Raw genomic sequence first — 22,374 nt, 5'->3', positions numbered from 1 at the left:
TCCTTGGCTTATGGCGAGGGGCGGCGACGGTCCTCGTTGACCGTCCGCCGCCCCCGCTGTGCGCTTGGGGGTGGTCCTACATCCGCTCGGGCGCCGTCACGCCCAGGAGCGTGAGGCCGTTGGCCATGACCGTGCGGGTGGCCTCGACCAGCCACAGCCGGGCCCGGTGCGTGTCGTTGAGCTCTTCGTCGCCCTTGGGCAGGAACATGCAGTTCTCGTACAGGCGGTGGTACTTGCCCGCGAGGTCCTCCAGGTAGCGCGCGACCCGGTGCGGCTCGCGCAGCTCGCCGGCCGTGGCCAGGATCCGCGGGAACTCGCCGAGGGCGCCGAGGACGTCGTTCTCCCACTGGGTGGCGAGCAGCTCGGGTTTGAAGTCCCCGGCCGGGCCCTTGTCGACGCCGAGCTCCGCGGCCTTGCGGGCGACGCCGCACATCCGGGTGTGCGCGTACTGGACGTAGTAGACCGGGTTCTCGTTGGTCTGGCTGGTCAGCACGTTGATGTCGAGCGTGATCGTGGAGTCGGTGGAGGAGCGCGCCAGGGTGTACCGGGCGGCGTCCACGCCGATCCAGTCGACCACGTCGTCGATGGTGATGATGTTGCCGGCCCGCTTGGACATGCGGACCTCTTCGCCGTCGCGAAGCATCTTCACGAACTGGCCGATCTTGACCTCGATGTTGCGGTCCATGTCGTCGCCCGCGCAGGCCGAGATGGCCTTGAGGCGGTTGACGTAGCCGTGGTGGTCCGCGCCCAGCATGTAGACGGAGACCTCGGAGCCGCGGTCGCGCTTGGAGAGGTAGTAGGCGGCGTCGGCGGCGAAGTAGGTGGTCTCGCCGTCGGCCTTGACCAGGACGCGGTCCTTGTCGTCGCCGAAGTCGGTGGTGCGCAGCCAGATCGCGCCGTCCCGGTCGAAGACGTGGCCCTGCTCGCGCAGCCGCTCGATGGCCTTCTCGACGGCGCCGGAGTCGTGCAGCGACTTCTCCGAGAACCAGACGTCGAAGTGGGTGCCGAACTCCTCCATCGAGCGCTGGATCTCGGCGACCATGAGCTTGAGGCCCTCGGTGCGGAACACCTCCAGCTGCTCGCCCTCGGGCAGGTCGAGCACGCCGGGGACGCCGTCCACGATCGCCTTGGCGATGTCGACGATGTACTCGCCGACGTAGCCGTCGGCCGGCACGGGCTGCCCGTTGGCGGCGGCCTTCAGCGAGCCGGCGAACTTGGAGATCTGCACGCCGGCGTCGTTCAGGTAGTACTCGGTGGTGACGTCGGCGCCGGTGGCCCGCAGCACCCGGGCGAGCGAGTCGCCGACGGCGGCCCAGCGGACGCCGCCGATGTGGATCGGGCCGGTCGGGTTGGCGGAGACGAACTCCAGGTTGATCTTCAGGCCCTTGAGCGCCTCGTTGCGGCCGTAGGACTCGCCCGCCTCGACGATGCTCCGCGCCAGCGCGCCCTGGGTGGCGGCGTCGAGCGTGATGTTCAGGAAGCCCGGCCCGGCGATGTCGACCTTGGCGACCCCGGGCAGTTCACGCAGACGGGCGGCCACCAGGTCGGCCACGGCTCGCGGCGGCCGACCGGCCGACTTCGCGAGCTGGAGGGCCACGTTCGTCGCGTAGTCGCCGTGGTCCCTGTTCTTGGGTCGCTCGACCGTCACGTGCTCGGGCACGGCGACGGCCAGCTCGCCCGCCTCGACGGCGGCGCTCACTGCGGCCTGGACTGCCTGGGAAAGCTCTGCGGGGGTCACGACGCCAAGCGTAGGCGAGACGGGGTACCCGCTCGCCACCCGGTTTGCCGGTTGAGACGCCCGCGCGCCGTGCTCAGCCGCGATCCGTGCGCTCTGTTCGCTCAGGGCGAAACCCGTCCGGCCTCGCCGCCCGCGCCATCAGCCGCCACACCAGCGCCACCAGATCGGCGGGGTCGAAGGGCTTGCCCAGGTAGCCGTCCACCCCGACCGCCTCCCCGAGGTCGAGGTCGGCCGGCGTGCAGGCGCTGACGATCGCGATCGGCAGCCCGCTGGTCACCGGCGCCGCCCGCAGCCGGGCCGCCGTCCGCAGGCCGTCCAGCCGCGGCATCACGACGTCCAGCGTCACCACGTCCGGCCGCACCCGGCGGACCACCTCCAGGCACTCGGCGCCGTCGGCGGCGGTCACCACCTCGAAGCCTTCCAGCTCCAGGTTGACCCTGATCAGCTGGCGGATCACCTCGCTGTCGTCCACCACGAGGACCCGCCCGGACACTCCCGACACCTCACCGAGGGTATCGGCGCGCCCGCCGCTCCGTCCGGCCTTTCCGGACTTCCGCTCCCCCTCCGGCCCCGCTCCGCTCCCCGCCACCGGGCCGGTGGTGGAAACCCGTGCACGGACCACGCCCCGGGCCTGGTAATGTTCTCCACGTCGAAGCGAACGCGACGACAACACCAAGCAGGCCCCCGTAGCTCAGGGGATAGAGCACCGCCCTCCGGAGGCGGGTGCGCAGGTTCGAATCCTGCCGGGGGCACTTCGCGAGAAGTGCAACAGAGGCCCAGATCAGTGGAGTTCATCCACGGATCTGGGCCTTCGTCATGTCGGCGGCGGGGCGGGCGGCATGACCGGGGCCGCCGCCCGGGAAGGACGGCGGCCCCGGGGCTCCGGGCGGCTCGTGGTCAGCCGGCCGCCGGGGCGGCGAAGGTCTCGGCCGGGCCGAAGTCGGAGAAGGTGACCTCGTTGACCGCCTTCACGCCCTTCATCTCGACCTGCTGCTCGGCGTAGCGGGTGCGGCCCGCGCGGTCGATCCACTGGTCGAAGTCGAAGCCGGTGGTGCCCTTCGCCTTCAGCGACTTGTACGTCCGCGGGTCGACGGTGCTCAGCTGTTCGGTGCTGAGGTGGCCGGTGAGGTGGTGGACGGCGACGCCGTCACGCGTCTCCATGCCCTTGTGCGCACCGGGGCCGGCGGCCAGCAGCAGCTTGGCGTAGTCGGTGTGGTCGACGACCGCGTTGTCGGTGGAGCGCGGCATCTCGGCCCACTCGTCACCCGACGTGGACAGGTCGCGCAGGTGGCTGGCGTCGGCCGTCGTCAGGCTCTCGATCCAGAGGATTCCGGGCCGGGCTCAGGAGGCCGCCTCCACCGCCTCCTCGTAGAGGGCCGCCACGGTGTGGTCGAAGGCGGCGCTGTAGGAGGTGTCGGGGCTGTCGCCGCCCTCCTGGTAGCCGCCGATGACGCCGACCACATGGCCGGTGGTGGTGCTGATCCACGGGCCGCCGCTGGTGCCGCCGGGGTAGCCGGGGCAGTCGACGACGCGCTGGTAGGTGCTCTGGCGGCCGGTGGTGTTGCCGCACAGGAGCGGCGCCTCGGTGCCGCTCGGGTACCCGTAGAGGCGGACGGTGACACCGAAGGGCTCGTCGGTGCCGAGCTGGTTGGCGCCGACCACGTCCTCGATCCGGCGGCCGCCGTCGGACGCGGTCTCCAGGACGGCGAAGTCCTCGTCCTGGTCGCCGTCCCGCGACCAGCCGGTGGTGGTGTGGATCGCGGTGACCCGCCAGGTGCCGTAGGGGGCGGCGCCGTCGCGGTAGCCGGGAACGAAGGTGACCCCGGCGGCGCTGTCGAGGCAGTGGGCGGCGGTGATCAGCAGGTTCTTCGTGGTGCTGTGCAGCACGCTGGCGGTGCAGAAGTGGTCGCCCGCCGTGGCCTTTCCGCTGAACAGGGCTCCCACGGTGGCGGATTCGGGCGTGGCCGGGGCCACCGCAGTGGTGCCGAGCGGGCCCGGGACGGTGACGGCGGCGGTGGCCGGGTCGGTGGGCGCCTCGGCGGCGGCCTGGTCGGTGGTGGCCTCGCCGGCGGCCCCGTCCGCGGGCGCCCCGGTGGTGGCCGGGGCCGCCGCGTGCGCCGCCGCGTCCGGCGGCGAGGCAGAGGACGAGGGCGCGGGCGAGGGGGACGACGTGGCGGCCGCCGGGGCGGTCACCGTCGGGCTGCCCGCCGCCGTCACCTCCGAGGTCACGCTGTGCGCGCCCGTGACGACGGCCGCCACGGTGAGCACCGAAAGCAGGGTGAGGAGGGTGGGGGCCAGAAGCCGGCGTCGGGGCTGAAGGCGACGGTGCTGGGCCATGCCTGGTCCTCCTGACCTGGATGTCGGTGCGAGTACCGTCCGACTATGGCCCAGGGAGCTGGGAGGGCTGTGATGTCCGGCTGGGAGCCGGATGAGAAATCCTCCGCCCGGCGGCCCGGGGCCGGTCGGTCCCGAGGCGTCACCCCGGGGTCCGGCGCCCCCCGGCACGGCGGCGCCTCCCCGCTCCCGGGGTGGCCGGGAGCGGGGAGGCGCCGGAGGTCGACTGCGGGACCTCGGGGCATCTTTCAGTCGGCGCGGGTGCCGGGGCCGCGGCTCATCGGGCGCGCTGCCGGTGGCTCGGCGCCGCCGCCCCCGCGGTGGCCGTCGCGCCGGCCTGCGCGCCCGCCCCGGACACGGTCTCCCCGGTGGCCTCGCCGGGTGCCGGGCGGTGGTTGATCATCAGGAAGGCGATCAGCGCCGCCGCCAGCAGGATGCCCATCGCCACCCAGGTCGCGATCACGTACCCGTGCACCGCGCCCTGGGCCTGGACCTGGGGATTGCCGGCGATCCGGGTGGCCAGGTACGTCGCGGTGGCACTGGCCGCGATCGTGTTCAGCAGCGCCGTACCGACGGAACCGCCCACCTGCTGGGCCGAGTTGATGGTGGCCGACGCGGCGCCGGCCTCGTTCGGGGCGACGCCCAGGGTGGCCAGGCTCATCGCCGGCATGAACACCAGGCCCATCCCGAAGCCGAGCAGCAGCTCGGCGGGGAGCACCATGCCGGCCCACGGACTGTCCACCTTCATCTGGGTCAGCCAGGCCATCGCGGCCGCGGCCAGCAGCAGCCCGGGCCCGATCAGGTTGCGCGAGGGCACCCTGGTCATCAGCCGGGCCGCGAACCCGGTCGAACTGATCACGATGGCGGCCGTCATCGGCAGGAAGGAGACGCCGGACATCACCGGCGAGAAGTGCTTGATCACCTGGAGGTAGTAGGTGAGGAACAGGAACAGGCCGAACATCCCGACCATCGCCAGGCCGATCGAGAGCGCGGCGCCGCCGCGGTTGCGCTCGCCCACGATGTGCAGCGGCAGCAGCGCGTGTTCGGTGCGCCGCTCCACCAGCACGAAGGCCACCAGCAGGAGCGCGCCGAGCGCCAGCGAGCCCAGCACCAGCCAGTCCACCCAGCCCCGGCTGACCGCCTCGGACGTACCGAAGACGATGGCGAGCAGGCCGCCGCAGCCCAGGAACGCGCCGGGCAGGTCGAGTTTGACCCGGCGGCCCTTGGCGACGTGGTCCGAGGTGAGGATCGAGAAGGCGGCGAAGGCCGTCGCGATGGCGATCGGGGTGTTCACGAACAGGCACCAGCGCCAGTTCAGGTACTCGGTCAGCAGGCCGCCCAGGAGCAGGCCGATCGCGGCGCCGCCGCCGGCGATGGCACCGAAGATGCCGAACGCCGTACTGCGTTCCCGTGGATCGCTGAAGGTGGTGGAGAGCAGGCCCAGGGCGGACGGGGCGAGGAGCGCGCCGAAGGCGCCCTGGAGGGCGCGGGCCGCGAACAGCATCGCCGACCCGGACGCGGCGCCGCCGATCGCGGAGGCGAGGGCGAAGCCGAGCAGGCCGATGATGAAGACGCGTTTGCGGCCGAAGAGGTCGCCGAGCCGGCCGCCGAGGAGCAGCAGGCCACCGAAGGCCAGCGTGTAGGCGGTGATCACCCACTGCCGGTTGGCGTCGGATATCCCGAGGTCCTTCTGGGCCGAGGGCAGGGCGATGTTCACGATGGTGATGTCGAGGACGATCATCAGCTGGGCGATGGCGATGACCGCCAATGCCCACCAGCGACGACTGTCCGCCGCCTTAGGACCGGTGGCAGGTTGAGCAGACACTGGGGGAGCCTTCCGCAGGGGTTCGGAGAGGTCACGCAGTCGCCTTCCAGCCAAACGCTCCGCGCGGCGAATGGCAAGGAAAAAGCTCACCAAATCGGACGAATGGGACTAATTGACCACTGGCCCGGGACCACGGGACCAGGCCCGCCCCGGCCGGAGGCGGCGAAGAGCCCCCGGGTGCCCCTGCACCCGGGGGCCGGGCCGTCGGCCGCCCGGGCCGGGGGACCCGCCGTCGTCGGCACCGCGCTACAGCGCGGCCAGCTCCGCCACCAGGTCGTCCAGCCCCAGCGAGCCCTGCGAGAGTGCCGCCATGTGCCAGGCCTTGAGGTCGAACTCCTCACCGCGCGCCTCGTGCGCCGCCCGGGCCGCCGCCCGGCCGCGCTGCCAGGCCCGCTCGCCGAGCTTGTAGCCGATCGCCTGGCCGGGCATGCCGAGGTAGCGGACCAGCTCGCTGTCCAGGACCTCCGGCGCCAGCCCGCAGTACCGGCCGAAGAACTCCCGGGCGGCGTCCGGCAGGACGGCCTCGCCCGGGCGGAACGGGGAGTCCGCGGGGAAGTCCAGCCCGACGTGCATGCCGATGTCGACGATCACCCGCAGCGCGCGCATCATCTGGGCGTTGAGGTAGCCGAGCCGGTGGCCCGGGTCAGTGAGGTAGCCCAGCTCGTCCATCAGGCGCTCGGCGTACAGCGCCCAGCCCTCCATGTTGGCGCTCACCCCGCCGATGCTGACCTGGTAGGTGGAGAGCCGGTCGGCGACGTAGTTCCACTGCGCGAGCTGGAGGTGGTGGCCGGGAACGCCCTCGTGGTACCAGGTGGAGACGAGGTCCCAGACCGGGAAGCGCTCCCGGCCGATGGTCGGCAGCCAGGTCCGCCCCGGGCGGGTGAAGTCCAGCGACGGCGAGGTGTAGTACGGCGCGGCCGCGCTGCCCGCCGGGGCGATCATCGACTCGACCCGGGTGACCGGCTCGGCCAGGTCGAAGTGGGTGCCCTGGAGGTCGCGGATCGCCCCGTCCATCAGCCCCTGGAGGTACTCACGCGTCGCTTCGGCGCCCTGGACGGCGGGGCCGTCGCTCTCCAGCCACCGCATCGCCTCCATCGGGGTGGAGCCGGGGAGCACCTTCTCGGCCTCCGCCTCCATCTGGGCGAGCAGGCCGTGGAATTCCTGCCAGGCCCAGCCGTACGCCTCGTCCAGGTCGAGGTCGGCGCCGGTCCAGTAGCGCACCCACCGGCCGTAGCGCTCGCGCCCGATGGTGTCGGAGGTGCCGGCGGCGGCCGGGCCGTAGACGTCGCGCAGCCAGTCGCGCAGCGCGGCCACCGCGGCGGCCGCGGCGGCGGCGGGCCCGGCCAGCTCGGCGCGCAGCCCCTCGGGCGCCTGCCGGACGAAGACGCCGAACCAGCCGGCCTCGTCCCCCTCCAGCCAGTCGCCGAGCTGCTCGACCACGGTGCTCACCTGACGGGGGCCGGAGAGCAGACCGCGCTCGATGCCCGCGGCGAGGGTGGCCCGGTACTGCTCCAGCGTGAGGGGCACCCGGGCCAGCCGGCGCCCGATCACCGCCCACTGCTGCTCGGTGTCGGCGGGCATCAGGGTGAAGACGTCCCGCACGTTGTGGACCGGTGAGGCCAGGTTGCGAACCGCGCGGAAGCCCTCCCCCGCGTCGTGGACGGCGAGCGAGGCGGTGAGCCGCTCGCGCAGCAGCCGGGCGCAGCGGCGCTCGGCCTCGTCCTCGGCAGCTCCGGCCCGCTCCGCGTCCGCGAGCCGGGCGAGCGTGCGGCGGCCGAGTTCGGCGAGCGCCTCGTCACCGGCCGGGGAGAGGTCGGGGAGTCGGTCGTCGTCGAGGTTGAGCCCGAGGTACACCGCGGTCAGCGGGTCGAGCTCGGCCAGGGCCTGCACGTAGTCGTCGGCAATACGGCGCGGGGTGGTGCCGTCGGAGCTGATCAGTTCTTCAACCATCCGGACATCATTTCGCGGCCCGGGCCGATTGCAAGCCCCTACCCTGTGGCATGGACCGGCCATTTCAGACCTCCGCCCGGCGCTCCCGCCTGCGCCGGAGCAGCAGTCCCGGGTCCCACCTGGACCGGCCGCGGGCGAACCGGAAGAAGCAGAGGCCGATCAGCACCGCGCAGAAGTGTCCGAGGTCCGTGAAGGTGTGCGAACCGACCAGCGGCACCAGGTAGAAGACCAGCACGCCGCCCCCGTACAGCAGCCGCCAGCGGCCGGCGAAGCGGTACGTCAGCACGGCGACCACACCGGCCAGCGCGTACGAGACGCCGACGTCCACCGTGCCGGCCAGGCTCTCCCCCAGCCGGCCGCGCGTGATGCCCCGGGCGACCACCCCCTCGCTGACGAGGGTGGCCAGCACGTGGGCGGTGGCGGCCACCGTGAACCAGCGCGGCGTGCCCAGCCAGCGCTCCGCGTTGGCGTGGAAGAGGGTGAACAGCACGAAGTAGAGGAGGAAGCTCGACTGCTCGGTCCAGAGCGCGCTGGCCACCAGGACGTGCACCGGGTCCGAGCGGAGGTTCTCCAGGTTGGTCGAGCGGGCGGCCAGGAACCAGTCCAGCCGCGCCGGGTCCATCCGCGCCACCACGAAGCTCGTGGCCGCCAGGAGCAGCAGCCACAGGTACGTCCCGGGCGCCGACCGGACCCACCGGAGGACCGCCCCCGGCACCCGGCGCACGGCCGCCGTCCACTGCACTGCCCGCGCCATCCGGCGGCCCTCCTCGAAGCGACGGCGACGATCCGTCCCCATGGTCGGCGCCCGGCCCGCCGTGCGGCGGGCCGACCCGCCGGGACGGGCGGTCGCGGAGCGGCGGCGGGTCACGAGCGGGCCGGGGCAGGTCGGGGCGGCGGGGGCCGGGGCTGCCGGGCAGCTGGAGCGGCCGGGGCGCCCGGGCGGCAAACATCCGTTCGGAATGATCGGTACAGGCAAGGATCCGATCGGACCGGCGACCATTACGCTGACCGCCATGGAAGCCAGCTCAGCGCCCGTCCCACCGTCCTCCGAGGCCCGGCCGCGGCGCAGCGGGTACCGGCGGCTGACGGTGCAGCAGCGACGGGACCAGCTGATCGCGGTCGCCCTGGAGCTGTTCGCCTCGCGGCCGCCGGACGAGGTGAGCCTGGACGACGTGGCGGAGGCCGCCGGGGCCTCCCGGCCGCTGGTGTACCGCTACTTCGCGGGCGGCAAGCAGCAGTTGTACGAGGCCGCGCTGCGCACCGCCGCGGAGGAGCTGACCAGCCGGTTCACGGTGCCGCTGACCGGGAGCCCGACCGAGCAGCTGGCCGCCGTGCTGGAGAGCTACTTCGCCTTCGTGGCCGAGCACGACGCCGGATACTCGGCCCTGTTGCGCGGCGGCTCGGTGGTGGAGACGCAGCGCACCTCGGCGATGGTGGACGACGTCCGGCGGGCGGCGCTCAAGCGGACCCTGCGCCACCTCGGGGTCCGGGAGGCCGGGCCGCGGCTGACCCTGCTGGTGCGCTCGTGGATCGCGGTGGTCGAGGGCACCTCGCTGACCTGGCTGGACGAGGGCCGCACGCTGCCGGTGGACGAGCTGCGGGAGTGGCTGGTGGACCAGTTCGTGGCGATGGCCGCGGCGACGGCGCTGCACGATCCGCAGACGGCGCAGGTGCTGACCGCGCTGCTGGCGCTGGAGGGCCCGGACGCACCACGGACCGCCCGGCTGCGGGCCGCGCTCGGCGGCTGAGGCGCGGGGCGCGGCGGTTCTTCGCGGGCGGGTCCGGCTCGCTCTCGCGGCCCGACCCGCGACCCCCGTGCCCGGGGTCGGGGTCGGGCCGCCCGGACGTCAGGCCTTGCCGAGCACCTGACGCTGGCGGCCCAGCCCGTCGATCTCGATCTCCACGACGTCCCCGGCGGTCAGGAACGGGGTGCCCGGGTGGCCCAGGGTGACGCCGGCCGGAGTGCCGGTGACGATCACGTCCCCCGGCTCCAGCACCATGAACTGGCTGACGTACCGGACGATCTCCAGCACCGGGAAGATCATCTCGGCGGTGGAGCCGTCCTGCCGCAGCCCGCCGTTGACCCAGAGGCGCAGCCGCAGCCGCTGCGGGTCGGCGACCTCGTCCGCGGTGACCAGCCAGGGGCCGAGCGGCGTGAAGGTCTCCGCCGACTTGCCCTTGTCCCACTGACCGCCGCGCTCCAGCTGGAAGGCGCGCTCGGTGACGTCGTTGGCGATCGTGTAGCCCGCGATCGCCTCCGCCGCCTCCCGGTGGCCAGCCAGGTATCGGGCAGTGCGGCCGATCACGATCGCCAGTTCGGCCTCGTAGTCGGTCTTCTCGCCGCCCCGGGGCACCAGCACCTCGTCGTACGGGCCGACCACGGTGTTGCTCGGCTTGAGGAAGATCACCGGCTCGTCCGGGATCGCCGCGCCGGCCTCGGCGGCGTGGTCCCGGTAGTTGAGCCCGATCCCGACCACCTTGCCCGGCCGGGGGACCGGAGCGCCGACCCGCTGCCCGGCGATGTCGGCCACCGGCAGCAGGCCGGCGGCCGCGTCGCGGGTCAGCGCGGCCGGGTCGAGCCCGGCCAGGAAGGCGCCGTCGATGTCCCGGGCGCGCCCGGAGAGGTCGTACGCGGTGCCGTCGTGGCCCAGCGCGATCGGACGCTCGGCGCCCGGTGGTCCGACACGGAGGAGCTTCATCTGAGCGTCACCACCACTTTCGTCTCAGCTCGCCGGTACGGCCGCACACACCGCACCGAACTCTTGTTGCGAGGTATATCAACGGCTGCCGCCTGCGAACCAGACAGTCCAGCTCGGCGAATTCCTATCAATTCCCACAACCCGGAGCAGCGCCGAATCAGGTGCCCGTACGGTTGACAGCCTCCGGCCCGGGCGACGGCCACCGGGGCGGGACCCTGACAGGCCTCCCGGCCGATTGAAATAACGATCTTCACAAGTGTCTCGACGGCAGGTCAGGGCCGCTGCCACACTTTGCCGGACCTGCCCAGCAGGTCCGCAGCCGCACGCTCCAAACGGGGGGGCGCGAGCTGCCTGCCTTCTGGAGACCCCAACGTGCGCATCACTCGCGCCCTCGGGCTGACGGCTGCCTCGGCCACCGTCGTCCTGGGCGCCCCACTGCCGGCCCTCGCGGCCCCGGCCACCACGCTGTACGTGAACAACGTCAGCTCGGCCTGTTCCGACGCCGGCGCCGGAACCCAGGCCTCGCCCTACTGCACCCTCACCTGGGCCGCCCAGGTCGTCGAGCCCGGCCAGACCGTGGAAGTACGCGGCTACTCCTACCCCGAGGGCCTCAGCCTGAGCCGGTCCGGCAGCCCGGACCGGCCCATCACCTTCGTCGGCATCCCGTACGGCACCGAGTCCACCTCCGTCCCGCGACTGGGCCCCGCGCGCACCGGGCCCGCGCTCTCCGTCACCGGCGCCCACGACGTGGTGGTCCGGGGTTTCGCGCCGAGGTCCGTCACCACGGACGCCGTCCTGGTGACGGGTTCCCAGCGGGTGACCGTCGACCGGACCCGTTTCGATTACGGCGAGTCCGGCCGCGGGGGTGTCCGGGTCACCGGGCAGAGCGACCACGTCACGATCTCCCGCAACGACTTCCAGGACGTCGGCGGCGTGGCCGTCGACCCCGGCTCGCACGACGTCGTGGTCACCACCAACGAGTTCTTCGGCGGCTACGGCGGGGTGTCGGCCAAGGACGCCCCCGGCCTGGTCGTCACCAACAACACCGTCGCGGCGGTCTGCGGCCCGAGTATCGCGCTGGCCGGTGCCTCGACGGGTGCCGTGATCGAGAACAACATCGCCACCAGCCGCCTCCAGAGCGCACGGAACCCGCTCTGCGACACCGTGCCGGGCGGCCCCGGGGACGCGGAGGTCACGGTCGCCCCCGGATCGGTCGAGGGCACCCGGATCGACTACAACGTCGTCCACGCCGTCGGCGGCGCCGCCTACGTCTGGGGCGACACCCGCTACGAGTCCCCCGGAGCCCTCGCCGACGCGACCGGCCAGGCGCGGCACGACGTCGACCAGGACATCGAGTTCGCCGACATCTACGACCGGCTCGAACTCACCGACGCGGCGACGGCCGCCATCGACTCTGCCGACCCGGACGCGCCGGGCCTGCTCCCCACCGACCTGGCCGGCCGGCCGGCGGTGGACAGCCCGCTGGCCCCCGGCACCACCGGCCGGGACCGCGGCGCCCGCGAACTCCAGGGCCTGCAGTGGGCCACGCTCGCCACCGCCGGGGCGGCCTTCCCGACCGCGAAGGGCCCGGCGCCGCTCGACGTGACGGCCACCGCGTCGGTCAAGAACAACTGGCCCACGACACCGGCCTACAGCTTCGACTTCGGTGACGGCACCACCCCCGTGGTGACCTCCGAGCCGTCGGCCGGCCACACCTACACCACGGTCGGCACCTACCACCCGACCGTCACGGTGACCGACGGCATCGGTGGCAAGGTCACCAGCCCGGCCGGTCCGGAGACCACGGTGTCGGCCCCCGGACCGCTGGTCCCGAAACTCCGCATCGACGGCAGGGACCTCACCTACAACTTCTCCGGGGTCGACAGCACCAGCCCGTACGCCCTCACCGGTTTCACGGTGGACTTCGGCGACGGCACGAGTGGCAGCTCCGCCGACCCGGGCAGCCGCTACACCGTCGCGCACACCTACGCGCGGACGGGCCGGTACACCGTCACCCTGACCGCGACGGACGAGGGCGGCCGCTCCGCGACCACCAGCCAGGTGCTGGACGTCGCGTACGACTGGCTCGCCGACCAGATGTGGGGCCAGCGGGTCCGGCTGCTCACCCAGACACCCACCGAGACGCTCATCGCCAACGCCAACTACACCCGGGGACGGTGGAACCCGTTCGCCCGGCTCGCGTGGCCGGAGCCCGACCGGCCGGCCACCGCACTCGCCGAGGCCTTCACCACCAACGGCGGCCTGCACGCCTACAAGGTCTACGCCGGCGCCCTGGAGACCACCAACCTGAACAGCCCCACCAGCCTGTGGGAGGAATGGCGGGGCGTGCCGCTGGGCAACATCGGCGAGCCGATCACCCAGGTCGCCGCAGCCCAGGCGGGGCGGGCCGTCCACGTCGTCGTCCTCACCGCCTCCGGCCGGGTCCGCGAGGCGACCGCCGACTACTCCGTCGGCTGGAGCGCGTGGGGCGACATCACCGAGGCCGCCGGGCTGCCGGGCCGGACCACCCAGATCGCCGCCGGGTTCACCGACAACACCCTGCACATCGCCGCGCTCGGCGACGACGGCCGGATCCGCATCGCCGAGGGCGACTACAGCAAGGGCCGTTGGAGCTCCGGCGACCTCACCTCGGCCCTCGGCGACCTCGCCGGGACCACCCAGCTGTCCGCCGCCGTCCTGGGCGGGAAGTTCCACCTCCTCGCCGTGGCCGACGGCAACGTCCGCCAGGCCACCGCCGACTACACGGCCGGCGCGTGGGGCGGCTGGTACGACATCTCGGCCGTCACCGGACTCCCCGGCAGCGTCAGCCGGCTCGCCGCCGCCACGACCGGCACCTCGCTGCGCCTGTACGCGATCAGCGACGGTCGCATCTACGACGCGAACGGCGACTACACCAAGGGCTACTGGACCCCGTGGGCGAACGTCAGCGGGGTCGCCGGTCCGCAGGCCCCGGCCTCCGTGCTGGCCGCCGCCGGGATCGGCTGACCGGACGCTCCCCCGCACCCCGGGCCCGCCCCACCGGCGGGCCCGGGGTACCGGGCGACCGGAGGGGCCGAACGAATCCGGACGGAGCCGGACATCCGGCGCAGCCGGACCGACGCCCCTCGGAATTGCCTCGACGCCCTGTCAGAAGCACTGCCAGACTCTGATCGACTTCCCCCAGGTCCACTCCCGCAGCCCGCACACTCCGTCGGAGCCGGCGCTGCCCTCCACCGGAGAACTCCCATCGTGCGCATCAAGCGCGCCCTCGGGCTGACGGCTGCCGCGGCAGCCGTCGTCCTGGGCGCCCCCCTGCCGGCCCTCGCGGAGCCGGCCACCACGCTCTACGTCAACAACACCCCGGCTGCCCACTGCTCCGACGACGGCAGCGGCACCCAGGCCCAGCCCTACTGCACGCTCACCAGGGCCGCCCAGGTCGTCGAGCCCGGCCAGACCGTCGAGGTCCGCGGCTCCGTCTTCACCGAGGACTTCAAGCCGGCCAGGTCCGGCACCCCCGACAAGCCGATCACCTTCGTCGGGATCTTCCCGGGAGGCAGCGGCTGGTACCGTCCCCAGCTCGCCCCCCACGGCACGACGGCGCTCGCCCTGACCGGCGTCCACGACCTGGTGATCCGCGGCTTCTACCTGAACACCCCGAAATCGGTGGTGGTGACCGACTCCAGCCGGATCACCCTCGACCAGAACTACCTCAACGACAGCAACCCGACGAGCTCCTGGGGGCCGACCGTCCGGGTGACCGGCCAGAGCGACCACGTCACGGTCAGCCGGAACACCTTCCGGCTCGCCAACGGCGTGGCCGTCGAGCCCGGCTCGCACGACGTCACGGTCACCACCAACGAGTTCAGCGGCGGCTACGCCGGCATCTCCGCCACCGACGCCCCGGGGCTGGCGGTCACCAACAACACGATCGCCTCCGTCTGCGGTCCGGGCGTCGCGCTCAAGGGTTCCTCGACGGGCGGCTCGGTCCAGAACAACATCATCGACGGCTACAGCTCCTCGCTGGCGTCGACCCCCGACTGCTCCCAGGTACCGGGCGGCTGGGGCGACGTCACGGTCGGCGTGGCCGCCGGCTCGACGGCCGGAACCACGGTCGACTACAACATCGTCCACCCCCGTGACACGGCCGCCGCGTACGCCTGGGGCGACGCCCGCTACGGCACCGCCGTGGAGTTCAACACCGCCACCGGCCAGGGCGCGCAGGACACCGACCGGCAGATCGCCTTCCCCAACGCCCCCAGTGCACTCGACTTCACCGAGGCCGCCACGGCCGCGATCGACTCGGCCAACCCCGCCGCTCCGGGCGTCCTCCCCACCGACCTGACCGGTAGGCCGGCCATGGACGACCCGCTGGTGGCCAACGTCCCCGGCAACACCGGCCGGGACCGCGGCGCGCACGAACTCCAGGGCCCGCAGCGGGTGTCGCTCCAGGTCGACGGCGCCGACTTCCCCAGCCCGGAGGGCCCCGCGCCGCTGGCCGTCAAGCTCACCGCCAGGGTGGTCAACAACTGGCCGACCAAGCTGACCTACACCTACGACTTCCACGACGGCACCGCACCGGTGACCAGCGACGAGCCGTCGGTTCGGCACACGTACACGACGGTCGGCCGCTACCTCGCGAGCGTCACCGTCCAGGACGAACTCGGCGCCGGTGTCAGCGCCTACTCGGGGGGTGACGCCGCCGTCAACCCGCCCGGCCCGCTGACCGTCTGGCTCGGCGAGGCGAAGCAGACCCGGCAGCCGCTGGAGTACGTCTTCGAGGGCGGTGCGAGCAGCCCCTGGCGGCTCGTGAGGTACGCGATCAACGGGGGCGACGGCAACAACCGCACCAGCCCCTCGTTCTCGTACACCTTCCCGCAGCCGGGTACCTACACCGTGACCCTCACGGCCACCGACGAGAGCGGCCGGAGCGCCAGCACGACCAAGACCGTCGACGTCGACTACACCGCCGACCAGAAGAACCTGATCTCCGGCGAGCGGGTGCGCGTCCTCACCGACACCCGTCCGACCATCATTGGCCTCAGCGACGCGGCGGCCAACTACACCAGCGGGACCTGGCGTCCGTGGACGACCGTCCAGGCCACCGACAACGTGTACGCCGGGTACAACATCCCGATGGCCTCGGCCTTCACCGCCAACGGTGACCTGCACGCCTTCCGCCTCGTGGGGTGGGACCTGGCCACCGCCGACTGGAACAGCAAGTCCTTCGGCTGGGGCACGTGGAAGGCACTCGCCCCCAACACCTACAACCGCTCCACCCCCCAGCGGGTCACCGTCGCCGCGATCGGCAACAAGGTGCACGTGCTGACGCTGGTCAGCGGACGCGTCTACCAGAACACCGCCGACTACGACGCCGGCAGCTGGTCCGGCTGGGTGGACATCACCTCGGTGACGGGGGCCGTCGGACCGGTCTCGCAGATCGCGGCCGGCGCGGTCGGCAACGTCCTGCACCTCGCCCTGATCGACGGCACGGGCCAGGTCCGGGCCGCCGACGGCGACTACGACCGCGGCACCTGGTGGTCCGGCCCGCTGCCCGGCTGGCTCGGCAACCCGACCGGGGTCAGCCAGCTCTCGGCGGCCACCGTCGGCTCCACCTTCCACGTCCTCGCGCTCGCCCGCGGCAGCGTCTACCAGGCCGCCGCCGACTACTCGGTCGGCAGCTGGAGCGGCTGGTACAACCTCTCCGACGTCGTCGGCCTCCCCGGCCGGGTCACCCGGCTCGCCGCCGCCGGCACCAGCCACTCGCTGCAGCTGTACGCCGTCAGCGACGAGTTCAGCGGCAACCACGTCTACAACGCCACCGGCGACTTCGCCCGGGGCGCCTGGCACCCGTGGGCGGAGATCACCACCGCCGGCGCGGCCGGCCCGCTGCCGAACCTCCTCAACCTGACCGCGGCCGGAACCGGCTGACCGCCGCCCGGCCCCGCGGTGCCCGGTCCGGCCGCACGGCCGGGCCGGGCACCGGCCGTCCTCCCCGTTCACCCCTCACCCGGAAAGTCCCCCCGTGTCCATACGCCGCGCCCTCGGACTGACCGCCGCCACGGCCGTCACCGTCCTGGGCCTGCCCGCGCCGGCCGCGACCGCCGCCGAACCGCCCACCACCCTCTACGTCGACGCCGGGGAGCCGCAGTGCTCCCCGACCGGTCCCGGCACCCCCGAGCACCCGTTCTGCTCGATCTCCGCCGCCGTGCACGTCGCCGACCCCGGACAGACCGTCCACGTCGCGCGCTTCTCCGGCAACGAGGGCAGTGTCGAGGTCACCCGGTCCGGCACTCCGGAGAAGCCGATCGTCATCGAGGGCGACGATCCGAACCTCCGCTCGGATCTGTCCTACCGGACCCAGCTCGGCTTCGGCACCACGCTGTTCGCCCTGACGGGCGTGCACGACGTGGTGATCAGGAACTTCAACCTGCACACCTACAAGACCGCGTTCACGGTCACCGACTCCAGCAACGTCGTCATCGAGCACAACGACTTCCAGTTCGGTTCCGACGGGACCGACATCCACGTCTCCGGCGCCAGCCACGACGTGACCGTCCGCGGCAACCGCTTCAACAGCTCCACGGGCATCTCGCTCGATCCCGGGGTCCGGGACACCGTCGTCGCCACCAACGTCTTCACGCTCGCGAACCGCAGCCCGGTCTCGGCGAACGGTGTCACCGGCCTCGCCGTCACCAACAACACCGTCACGGCCCCCTGCGGACCGGGCGTGGCCGTGACCGGCGCCTCCACCGGGGTGTCGATCCGCAACAACGTCCTGACCGCCGTCCCCGCCAACTGGACGCCGGCCTGCACGCCGGGCGCCGCACCCAGGGGCGGAGCCCAGATCACCATCGCCCCGGAGGCGGCCGCCGGGACGACCGCCGACTACAACACCGTCCACCCCGCAGCCGGTGGCCCCGCCTACGGCTGGGCGGGCTCCGCGTACCCCTCCCCGGCCGCCTTCGCCGCCGCCACCGGCCAGGGCGCGCACGACCTCGACCTCGCCCCCGTCTTCATCGACGGAGCGGACCACGAGCTGACCGAGGACAACGCCGCCGCCATCGACGACGCCGACCCGGACGCGCCCGGCATCCAGCCCACCGACCTGCTGGGCCAGGCCCCGGTGGACGACCCCGGCGTGCCGCACACCGGGCCGCGCGGCACGGTCCGCGACCGGGGCGCCTACGAGCGGACGGGCCTGCGCGAAGCGGACCTCGTCGTCTCCGGTACGGTCCACCCGAGTGTCCAGGGACCCGCGCCCTTCACCGTCAAGGCCACGGCGACGGCCCGCGACGAGTGGCCGACCAAGCTCCGGTACTCCTTCGACTTCGGGGACGGCACCCCGCCCGTGGTGACCACCGAGCCGACCGCCACCCACGTCTACTCCCGGACCGGCGAGTTCCTGCCCGTCCTCACGGTGCTCGACGAGCTCGGCGCGCAGCGGCCGACCAGCGCCCGGCCGGATCCCGTCTCGGTCCGCCCGGACGCCCCGCTGACCCTCGACTTCACCACGACGCAGGACCAGGACGTCGAGGCCGGCGTGATCCGGTACTCGATCAACAGCCAGTCGGCCCTCAGCCCCTGGGTGCTCACCGCCCGCTCCGTCGACTGGGGTGACGGCACCCGGGACAACGAGTGGCGGCACGTGTACGCCCGTCCCGGGAGCTACACCGTCACCGTGCAGGTGAACGACGCGGGCGGCCGCACCCGGACCACGAGCCACACCGTCGACGCGGACTACCTCCCCGCGATCAAGGCCCGGCTGTCCGGCCAGCGGGTCCAGCTCGTCGAGGGCTACGGCGGCGGCCAGTTGTTCACCATGCACGCCGACTACACCCGGGGGACGTGGACGCTCGGCAACCGGGCGCTCAGCAGCCAGGACGGCACGCGCCCGCCGCTCGCGGAGGCGTTCACCGCGAACGACCAGGTCCACGTGCTCAGGGTGGAGAACGGTCGCGTCCTGATCGCCGACCGCCGGCTGGTCGAGGACAACTGGCGGGGCTGGTACGACATCGAGGTCCCGGGAGCGGCCGGGCCGCTCGGCACGGTCACCGCGGTGGCGGCCGCCTCGATCGGCGACACGTTGCACGTCGTCGCCGTGGCCGACGGCCGGCTCTACGAGGCCGTCGCCGACTACGGCACGGGCAAGTGGAGCCGGTGGGGCGACATCACCGGCGCCGCCGGCCTGGCCTCGGGAGTCCAGCAGGTGGCGGCCGCCACGGTCGGCAACACCCTGCACCTCGCCGCGCTGGGCACCGACGGCCACATCCACACGGCCGACGGCGACTACGACCGGGGTAGTTGGAGGTCCGACGACATCACCGCCCTGTTCGGCGCGCCGGGCACCGTCACCCAGCTGGCGGCCGCGAGCACGGGCGCACGGTTCCACGTCCTCGCCCTGGTCGGTGGCAGTGTCCACCAGATCACCGCCGACTACGCGGCCGGGCGCTGGAGCGCCTGGGCCGACCTCTCGGCGACCCTCGGTCACCGCGGCGACATCGAGCAGCTCGCCGCCGCGGCCACCGGGAACACCCTGCGGCTGTACGGAATCGGCAAGTCCTTCGGCACCGTCCTGGACGCGGCCGGTGACTACGACGCCGGCCAGTGGACCGGCTGGGCGGACACCTACCGGAGCACCCGGCTGCTGGCCGCGGCCGGCATCTGACCCGGCCCGACCGGCGCGTCAGCCGCTCTGCGCGGGGCCGCCGAGGAGCTGGTCCAGGGGTTGCGCCCGGGCCGGGCCGGGGCCGGCCTCGTCGCGCTCCCGCTCCCAGCGGTCGAGGTCGCGCAGGACGTCGGCGTGCGCCCTCGGCTCGCCGGACAGGGCCGGGGCCAGCTCGCGCAGCAGCGCGGCGGCGGCGCCCGGGCTGCCGGCGCGGGCCAGCCAGAGGGCGAGGTCGTGACAGGTGCGCAGGGTGCGGAGGTCGGCCGGGCCGAAGCTGCGGGCGAACCGCGGGATCAGCTCGGTCAGCATCCGCACGGCCTCCTCGGGCCGGCCCTCCACGCCGTACTCCCAGGCCCGGTCGGCCCGCTGCCGCAGCGCCTCGGGCGGCTCGGGCGGCGGGGCCGGGGCGGCCGGGGTGCTCCGGCCGACCGGGGTGCTCTGCCCGACCGGGATCTCGCGCAGCCGGCGGCGCACCTCGGCGGCGTCGGCGGGCCGGTCGGCCGGGTCCTTGGCGAGCAGCCGGCGGATCAGGGCGGCGAGCGCCGGGTAGGGGGTGCGCACCGGCGGCGGCGCGTCGTTGAGGTGCTGGTACATCATGGTGACCGGCGATCCGGCGTTGAACGGGCGCTGTCCGGTGCAGAGTTCGAAGAGCACCACGCCGAGCGCGTAGAGGTCGGCCCGGCCGTCGATGGCGCCGCCGGCCCAGCACTCGGGAGCCAGGTACGGCGGGGTGCCGATGACCACACCGGTCGACGTGAGCCCGGTGCCCGACTGGGTGAGCAGCCGGGCGATGCCGAAGTCCAGCACCTTGGCCTCGCCGCTCTCGGCGATCATGATGTTCTCCGGCTTGATGTCCCGGTGCACCACGCCCGAACGGTGGGCGGCGTCCAGCGCCTTGCAGACCTGCCGGGCCCACTTCAGCGCGAGCGCCGGGTCGGGCGTGCCCTCCTTGAGCACCGCGGACAGCGGGCGGCCGCGGACCAGCTCCATCACCAGGTAGTGGGTGGACCAGGCACCCTGCTGGACCCGGCCGTAGTCGTGCAACGTGACGATGTGCGGATTGGACAGGCTGCCGGCGGTCTTGGCCTCGCGGACGAACCGCGCGACCGCCTCCTCGTCGCTCGCCTTCTCCTCGGAGAGGACCTTGACCGCGACCGCCCGCCCGATGTTGTTGTCGTGGGCCGCCCAGACCACCCCGAAGCCGCCCCGGCCGAGCGTCCGGTCCAGCCGGTAGCGGCCGTCCAGAACCTCCCCAGCCCTCATGTCTCCCCCAACCCCCGGGTGCACCGGATACGAACAGCGTCCACCGTGACCGGGGCCACCATAGCGTCGGGGGAGGACATGGGGGTGAACGGGCTACGGCTTGGGCTTGGGCAGGCCGGGCGGGTTGATCTCGGAGGTCTGGACGGCCTCGCCGTCGAGCCCCCAGCGCTTCAGCGCCTGGCCGTAGGTGCCGTTCTTGATGATCTCGTTGATCGCCCCGTTCAGTGCCTGGACCAGCCCGTTGTCCTTCTTGGTGGTCGCCGCGATCTTCCCCAGGACGTCCGCGCCGCCGCCGGAGTAGGTGCCGACCACCTCGGTCTGACCGGTCTGCACGGCGTGGAAGGCCGAGCTCGGGTTGGGGCCGACGTAGGCGTCGATCCGGCCGGAGGAGAGCGCCAGGTAGTAGTCGGAGGAGCTCTGGAAGTACTTGATGTCGGCCGGCTTGAGGCCGTTCTTCACGTTCTCCTCGTTCCAGGAGATCAGCAGCTTCTCCTGGTTGGTGCCGGAGGAGACGGCGATCGTCTTGCCGGCCACGTCCTTGGGGCCGGTGACCTTCCAGCCGGTGCCCTTCTTGGCCTCGAAGCCGAGGATGTCCAGCCGGTAGGTGGCGAAGTCGTACTTCTCCTTGCGGGCCTCGGTGACGGTGATGTTGGTCATGCCGACGTCGAACTTGCCGCTGTCCAGGCCCACGAAGACGTTCTCCCAGGAGACCGGGTTGAACTCGACCTTCAGGCCGAGGACGTCACCGACCAGCGAGGCGAGGTCCGGCTCCACCCCGATGATGGTCTTGTCGTCGTTCGCGTAGAAGTCCAGCGGCGGCGTGGTACCGAGCGAGTTGGCGACCGTCAGCGTCCCTCTCTTTCTGACCTCCTCCGGAACCAGCGCCGCGATGGCGTCCACCTTCGCCGTCGTGATGCGGTTCTGATTTGGCGTCAGGTTCACCGTGGTGCCGTTGGGCGCGGTACTGCCCTTCGCGGGGGCGAGCTCCGCGGCGGCGTCCGTGGAGCTGCCGCAGGCGGCGAGGGTGAGGGTGGCGGCGAGCGCGGCGGCGGCGGTCACGAGGGCGCGACGGGGTAGGGACATGGCGGAACTCCTGATGGCTGGAAGAGGGTCGGGGAGCGGGAGGGGGTCGGCGAGGGCGGTCAGAGGACCTTGGCGAGGAAGGCGCGGGTGCGCTCGTGCTGCGGATCGTCCAGGACGGCCTTCGGCGGGCCCTGCTCGACCACCACCCCGCCGTCCATGAAGACCACGGTGTCGGCGACCTCGCGGGCGAAGCCGATCTCGTGGGTCACCACGATCATGGTGGTGCCGGCCCGGGCGAGGTCCTTGATGACGTCCAGCACCTCGCCCACCAGCTCCGGGTCGAGTGCCGAGGTCGGCTCGTCGAAGAGCAGCACCTTCGGCTCCAGCGCCAGCGCCCGGGCGATCGCCACCCGCTGCTGCTGGCCGCCGGAGAGCTGGCGCGGGTAGGCGTCCGCCTTGTCGGCGAGGCCGACCCGTTCCAGCAGCGCCAGCGCGGCCGCCCGGGCCTCGGCCTTGGGCCGGCGCAGCGCGCTGACCGGGGCCTCGATGATGTTCTCCACCACCGTGAGGTGCGGGAACAGGTTGAAGTTCTGGAACACGAAGCCGATGTTGGTCCGCTGGCGCAGGACGTCGCGCTCCCTGAGCTCGTGCAGCCGGTCGCCGGAGCGGCGGTAGCCGATCAGCTCGCCGTCGATCGCGACGAAGCCGCGGTCCAGCTTCTCCAGGTGGTTGATCGAGCGCAGCAGCGTCGACTTGCCGGAGCCGGAGGGGCCGAGCACCACCGTCACCGAGCCGGCCGGCACGTCGAGGTCGACGCCGCGCAGCACGGCGAGCGGGCCGAAGCTCTTGTGCAGGCCCCTGACCTGCACCATGGGTT

15 protein-coding genes and 1 tRNA gene are annotated in these 22,374 nt (G+C 72.9%); 5 read left to right on the top strand and 11 right to left on the bottom strand.

What is annotated here, in order from left to right; all coding sequences use genetic code 11:
* Window positions 1–76 precede the first annotated feature (76 nt).
* Window positions 77–1,738: an arginine--tRNA ligase gene (gene argS, locus ACZ4UX_RS13255; protein WP_352289355.1), complete on the bottom strand. Its 1,662-nt coding sequence runs from the start codon at window positions 1,736–1,738 to the stop codon at window positions 77–79.
* 73 nt (window positions 1,739–1,811) lie between these two features.
* Complete coding sequence (locus tag ACZ4UX_RS13250) at window positions 1,812–2,240, bottom strand: response regulator (RefSeq protein WP_352289352.1); 429 nt, start codon at window positions 2,238–2,240, stop codon at window positions 1,812–1,814.
* Window positions 2,241–2,418: 178 nt separating this feature from the next.
* Between ACZ4UX_RS13250 and ACZ4UX_RS13245 the strand changes: the two genes are divergently transcribed.
* Window positions 2,419–2,490: transfer RNA gene (locus ACZ4UX_RS13245), tRNA-Arg, on the top strand.
* Window positions 2,491–2,635: 145 nt separating this feature from the next.
* On the opposite strand, the gene ACZ4UX_RS13240 is transcribed toward ACZ4UX_RS13245, so the two are convergent.
* The 5 genes from ACZ4UX_RS13240 to ACZ4UX_RS13220 form a co-directional block, all read right to left on the bottom strand.
* Window positions 2,636–2,986 carry an LppX_LprAFG lipoprotein gene (locus ACZ4UX_RS13240; protein WP_465706682.1) on the bottom strand — a complete coding sequence of 117 codons (351 nt, stop codon included), beginning with the start codon at window positions 2,984–2,986 and terminating at the stop codon, window positions 2,636–2,638.
* Between the two features lie 93 nt (window positions 2,987–3,079).
* Window positions 3,080–4,075: a trypsin-like serine peptidase gene (locus tag ACZ4UX_RS13235; RefSeq protein WP_465706681.1), complete on the bottom strand. Its 996-nt coding sequence runs from the start codon at window positions 4,073–4,075 to the stop codon at window positions 3,080–3,082.
* Window positions 4,076–4,349: 274 nt separating this feature from the next.
* Window positions 4,350–5,897 (bottom strand): MFS transporter, encoded by a 1,548-nt coding sequence (locus ACZ4UX_RS13230; RefSeq protein ID WP_465706680.1) that lies wholly within the window; start codon window positions 5,895–5,897, stop codon window positions 4,350–4,352.
* Between the two features lie 246 nt (window positions 5,898–6,143).
* A complete protein-coding gene (locus ACZ4UX_RS13225) occupies window positions 6,144–7,847 on the bottom strand; it encodes a DUF885 domain-containing protein (protein ID WP_329489596.1) in 1,704 nt (567 codons plus the stop codon).
* A gap of 64 nt (window positions 7,848–7,911) precedes the next feature.
* Complete coding sequence (locus tag ACZ4UX_RS13220; protein ID WP_465706679.1) at window positions 7,912–8,601, bottom strand: rhomboid-like protein; 690 nt, start codon at window positions 8,599–8,601, stop codon at window positions 7,912–7,914.
* 259 nt (window positions 8,602–8,860) lie between these two features.
* On the opposite strand from ACZ4UX_RS13220, the gene ACZ4UX_RS13215 reads away from it, so the two are divergent.
* Window positions 8,861–9,595: a TetR/AcrR family transcriptional regulator gene (locus tag ACZ4UX_RS13215; protein ID WP_465706678.1), complete on the top strand. Its 735-nt coding sequence runs from the start codon at window positions 8,861–8,863 to the stop codon at window positions 9,593–9,595.
* Between the two features lie 99 nt (window positions 9,596–9,694).
* On the opposite strand, the gene ACZ4UX_RS13210 is transcribed toward ACZ4UX_RS13215, so the two are convergent.
* A complete protein-coding gene (locus ACZ4UX_RS13210) occupies window positions 9,695–10,546 on the bottom strand; it encodes a fumarylacetoacetate hydrolase family protein (RefSeq protein ID WP_465706677.1) in 852 nt (283 codons plus the stop codon).
* Window positions 10,547–10,918: 372 nt separating this feature from the next.
* On the opposite strand from ACZ4UX_RS13210, the gene ACZ4UX_RS13205 reads away from it, so the two are divergent.
* From ACZ4UX_RS13205 to ACZ4UX_RS13195, 3 genes are all read left to right on the top strand, one after another.
* Entirely contained in the window at window positions 10,919–13,552 is a 2,634-nt protein-coding gene (locus ACZ4UX_RS13205; protein WP_465706676.1) for a PKD domain-containing protein, read from the top strand.
* A gap of 243 nt (window positions 13,553–13,795) precedes the next feature.
* Window positions 13,796–16,474 carry a PKD domain-containing protein gene (locus tag ACZ4UX_RS13200; protein WP_465706675.1) on the top strand — a complete coding sequence of 893 codons (2,679 nt, stop codon included), beginning with the start codon at window positions 13,796–13,798 and terminating at the stop codon, window positions 16,472–16,474.
* Window positions 16,475–16,568: 94 nt separating this feature from the next.
* Window positions 16,569–19,211, top strand: coding sequence for a PKD domain-containing protein (locus ACZ4UX_RS13195; protein WP_465706674.1), 2,643 nt, complete (start codon window positions 16,569–16,571; stop codon window positions 19,209–19,211).
* An 18-nt stretch (window positions 19,212–19,229) separates the two neighbouring features.
* Here the strand turns inward: ACZ4UX_RS13195 and ACZ4UX_RS13190 are convergent, their stop codons facing one another.
* From ACZ4UX_RS13190 to ACZ4UX_RS13180, 3 genes are all read right to left on the bottom strand, one after another.
* Window positions 19,230–20,474: a serine/threonine-protein kinase gene (locus ACZ4UX_RS13190; RefSeq protein ID WP_465706673.1), complete on the bottom strand. Its 1,245-nt coding sequence runs from the start codon at window positions 20,472–20,474 to the stop codon at window positions 19,230–19,232.
* Between the two features lie 93 nt (window positions 20,475–20,567).
* Entirely contained in the window at window positions 20,568–21,557 is a 990-nt protein-coding gene (locus ACZ4UX_RS13185; RefSeq protein WP_352289328.1) for an ABC transporter substrate-binding protein, read from the bottom strand.
* A 59-nt stretch (window positions 21,558–21,616) separates the two neighbouring features.
* Complete coding sequence (locus tag ACZ4UX_RS13180; RefSeq protein ID WP_359803317.1) at window positions 21,617–22,369, bottom strand: amino acid ABC transporter ATP-binding protein; 753 nt, start codon at window positions 22,367–22,369, stop codon at window positions 21,617–21,619.
* Window positions 22,370–22,374: the final 5 nt, after the last annotated feature.

Source organism: Kitasatospora sp. NPDC028961, from assembly GCF_055564815.1.
Note: the sequence above shows the minus strand (reverse complement) of the source record. Positions and strands in the feature narration are given on the sequence as shown.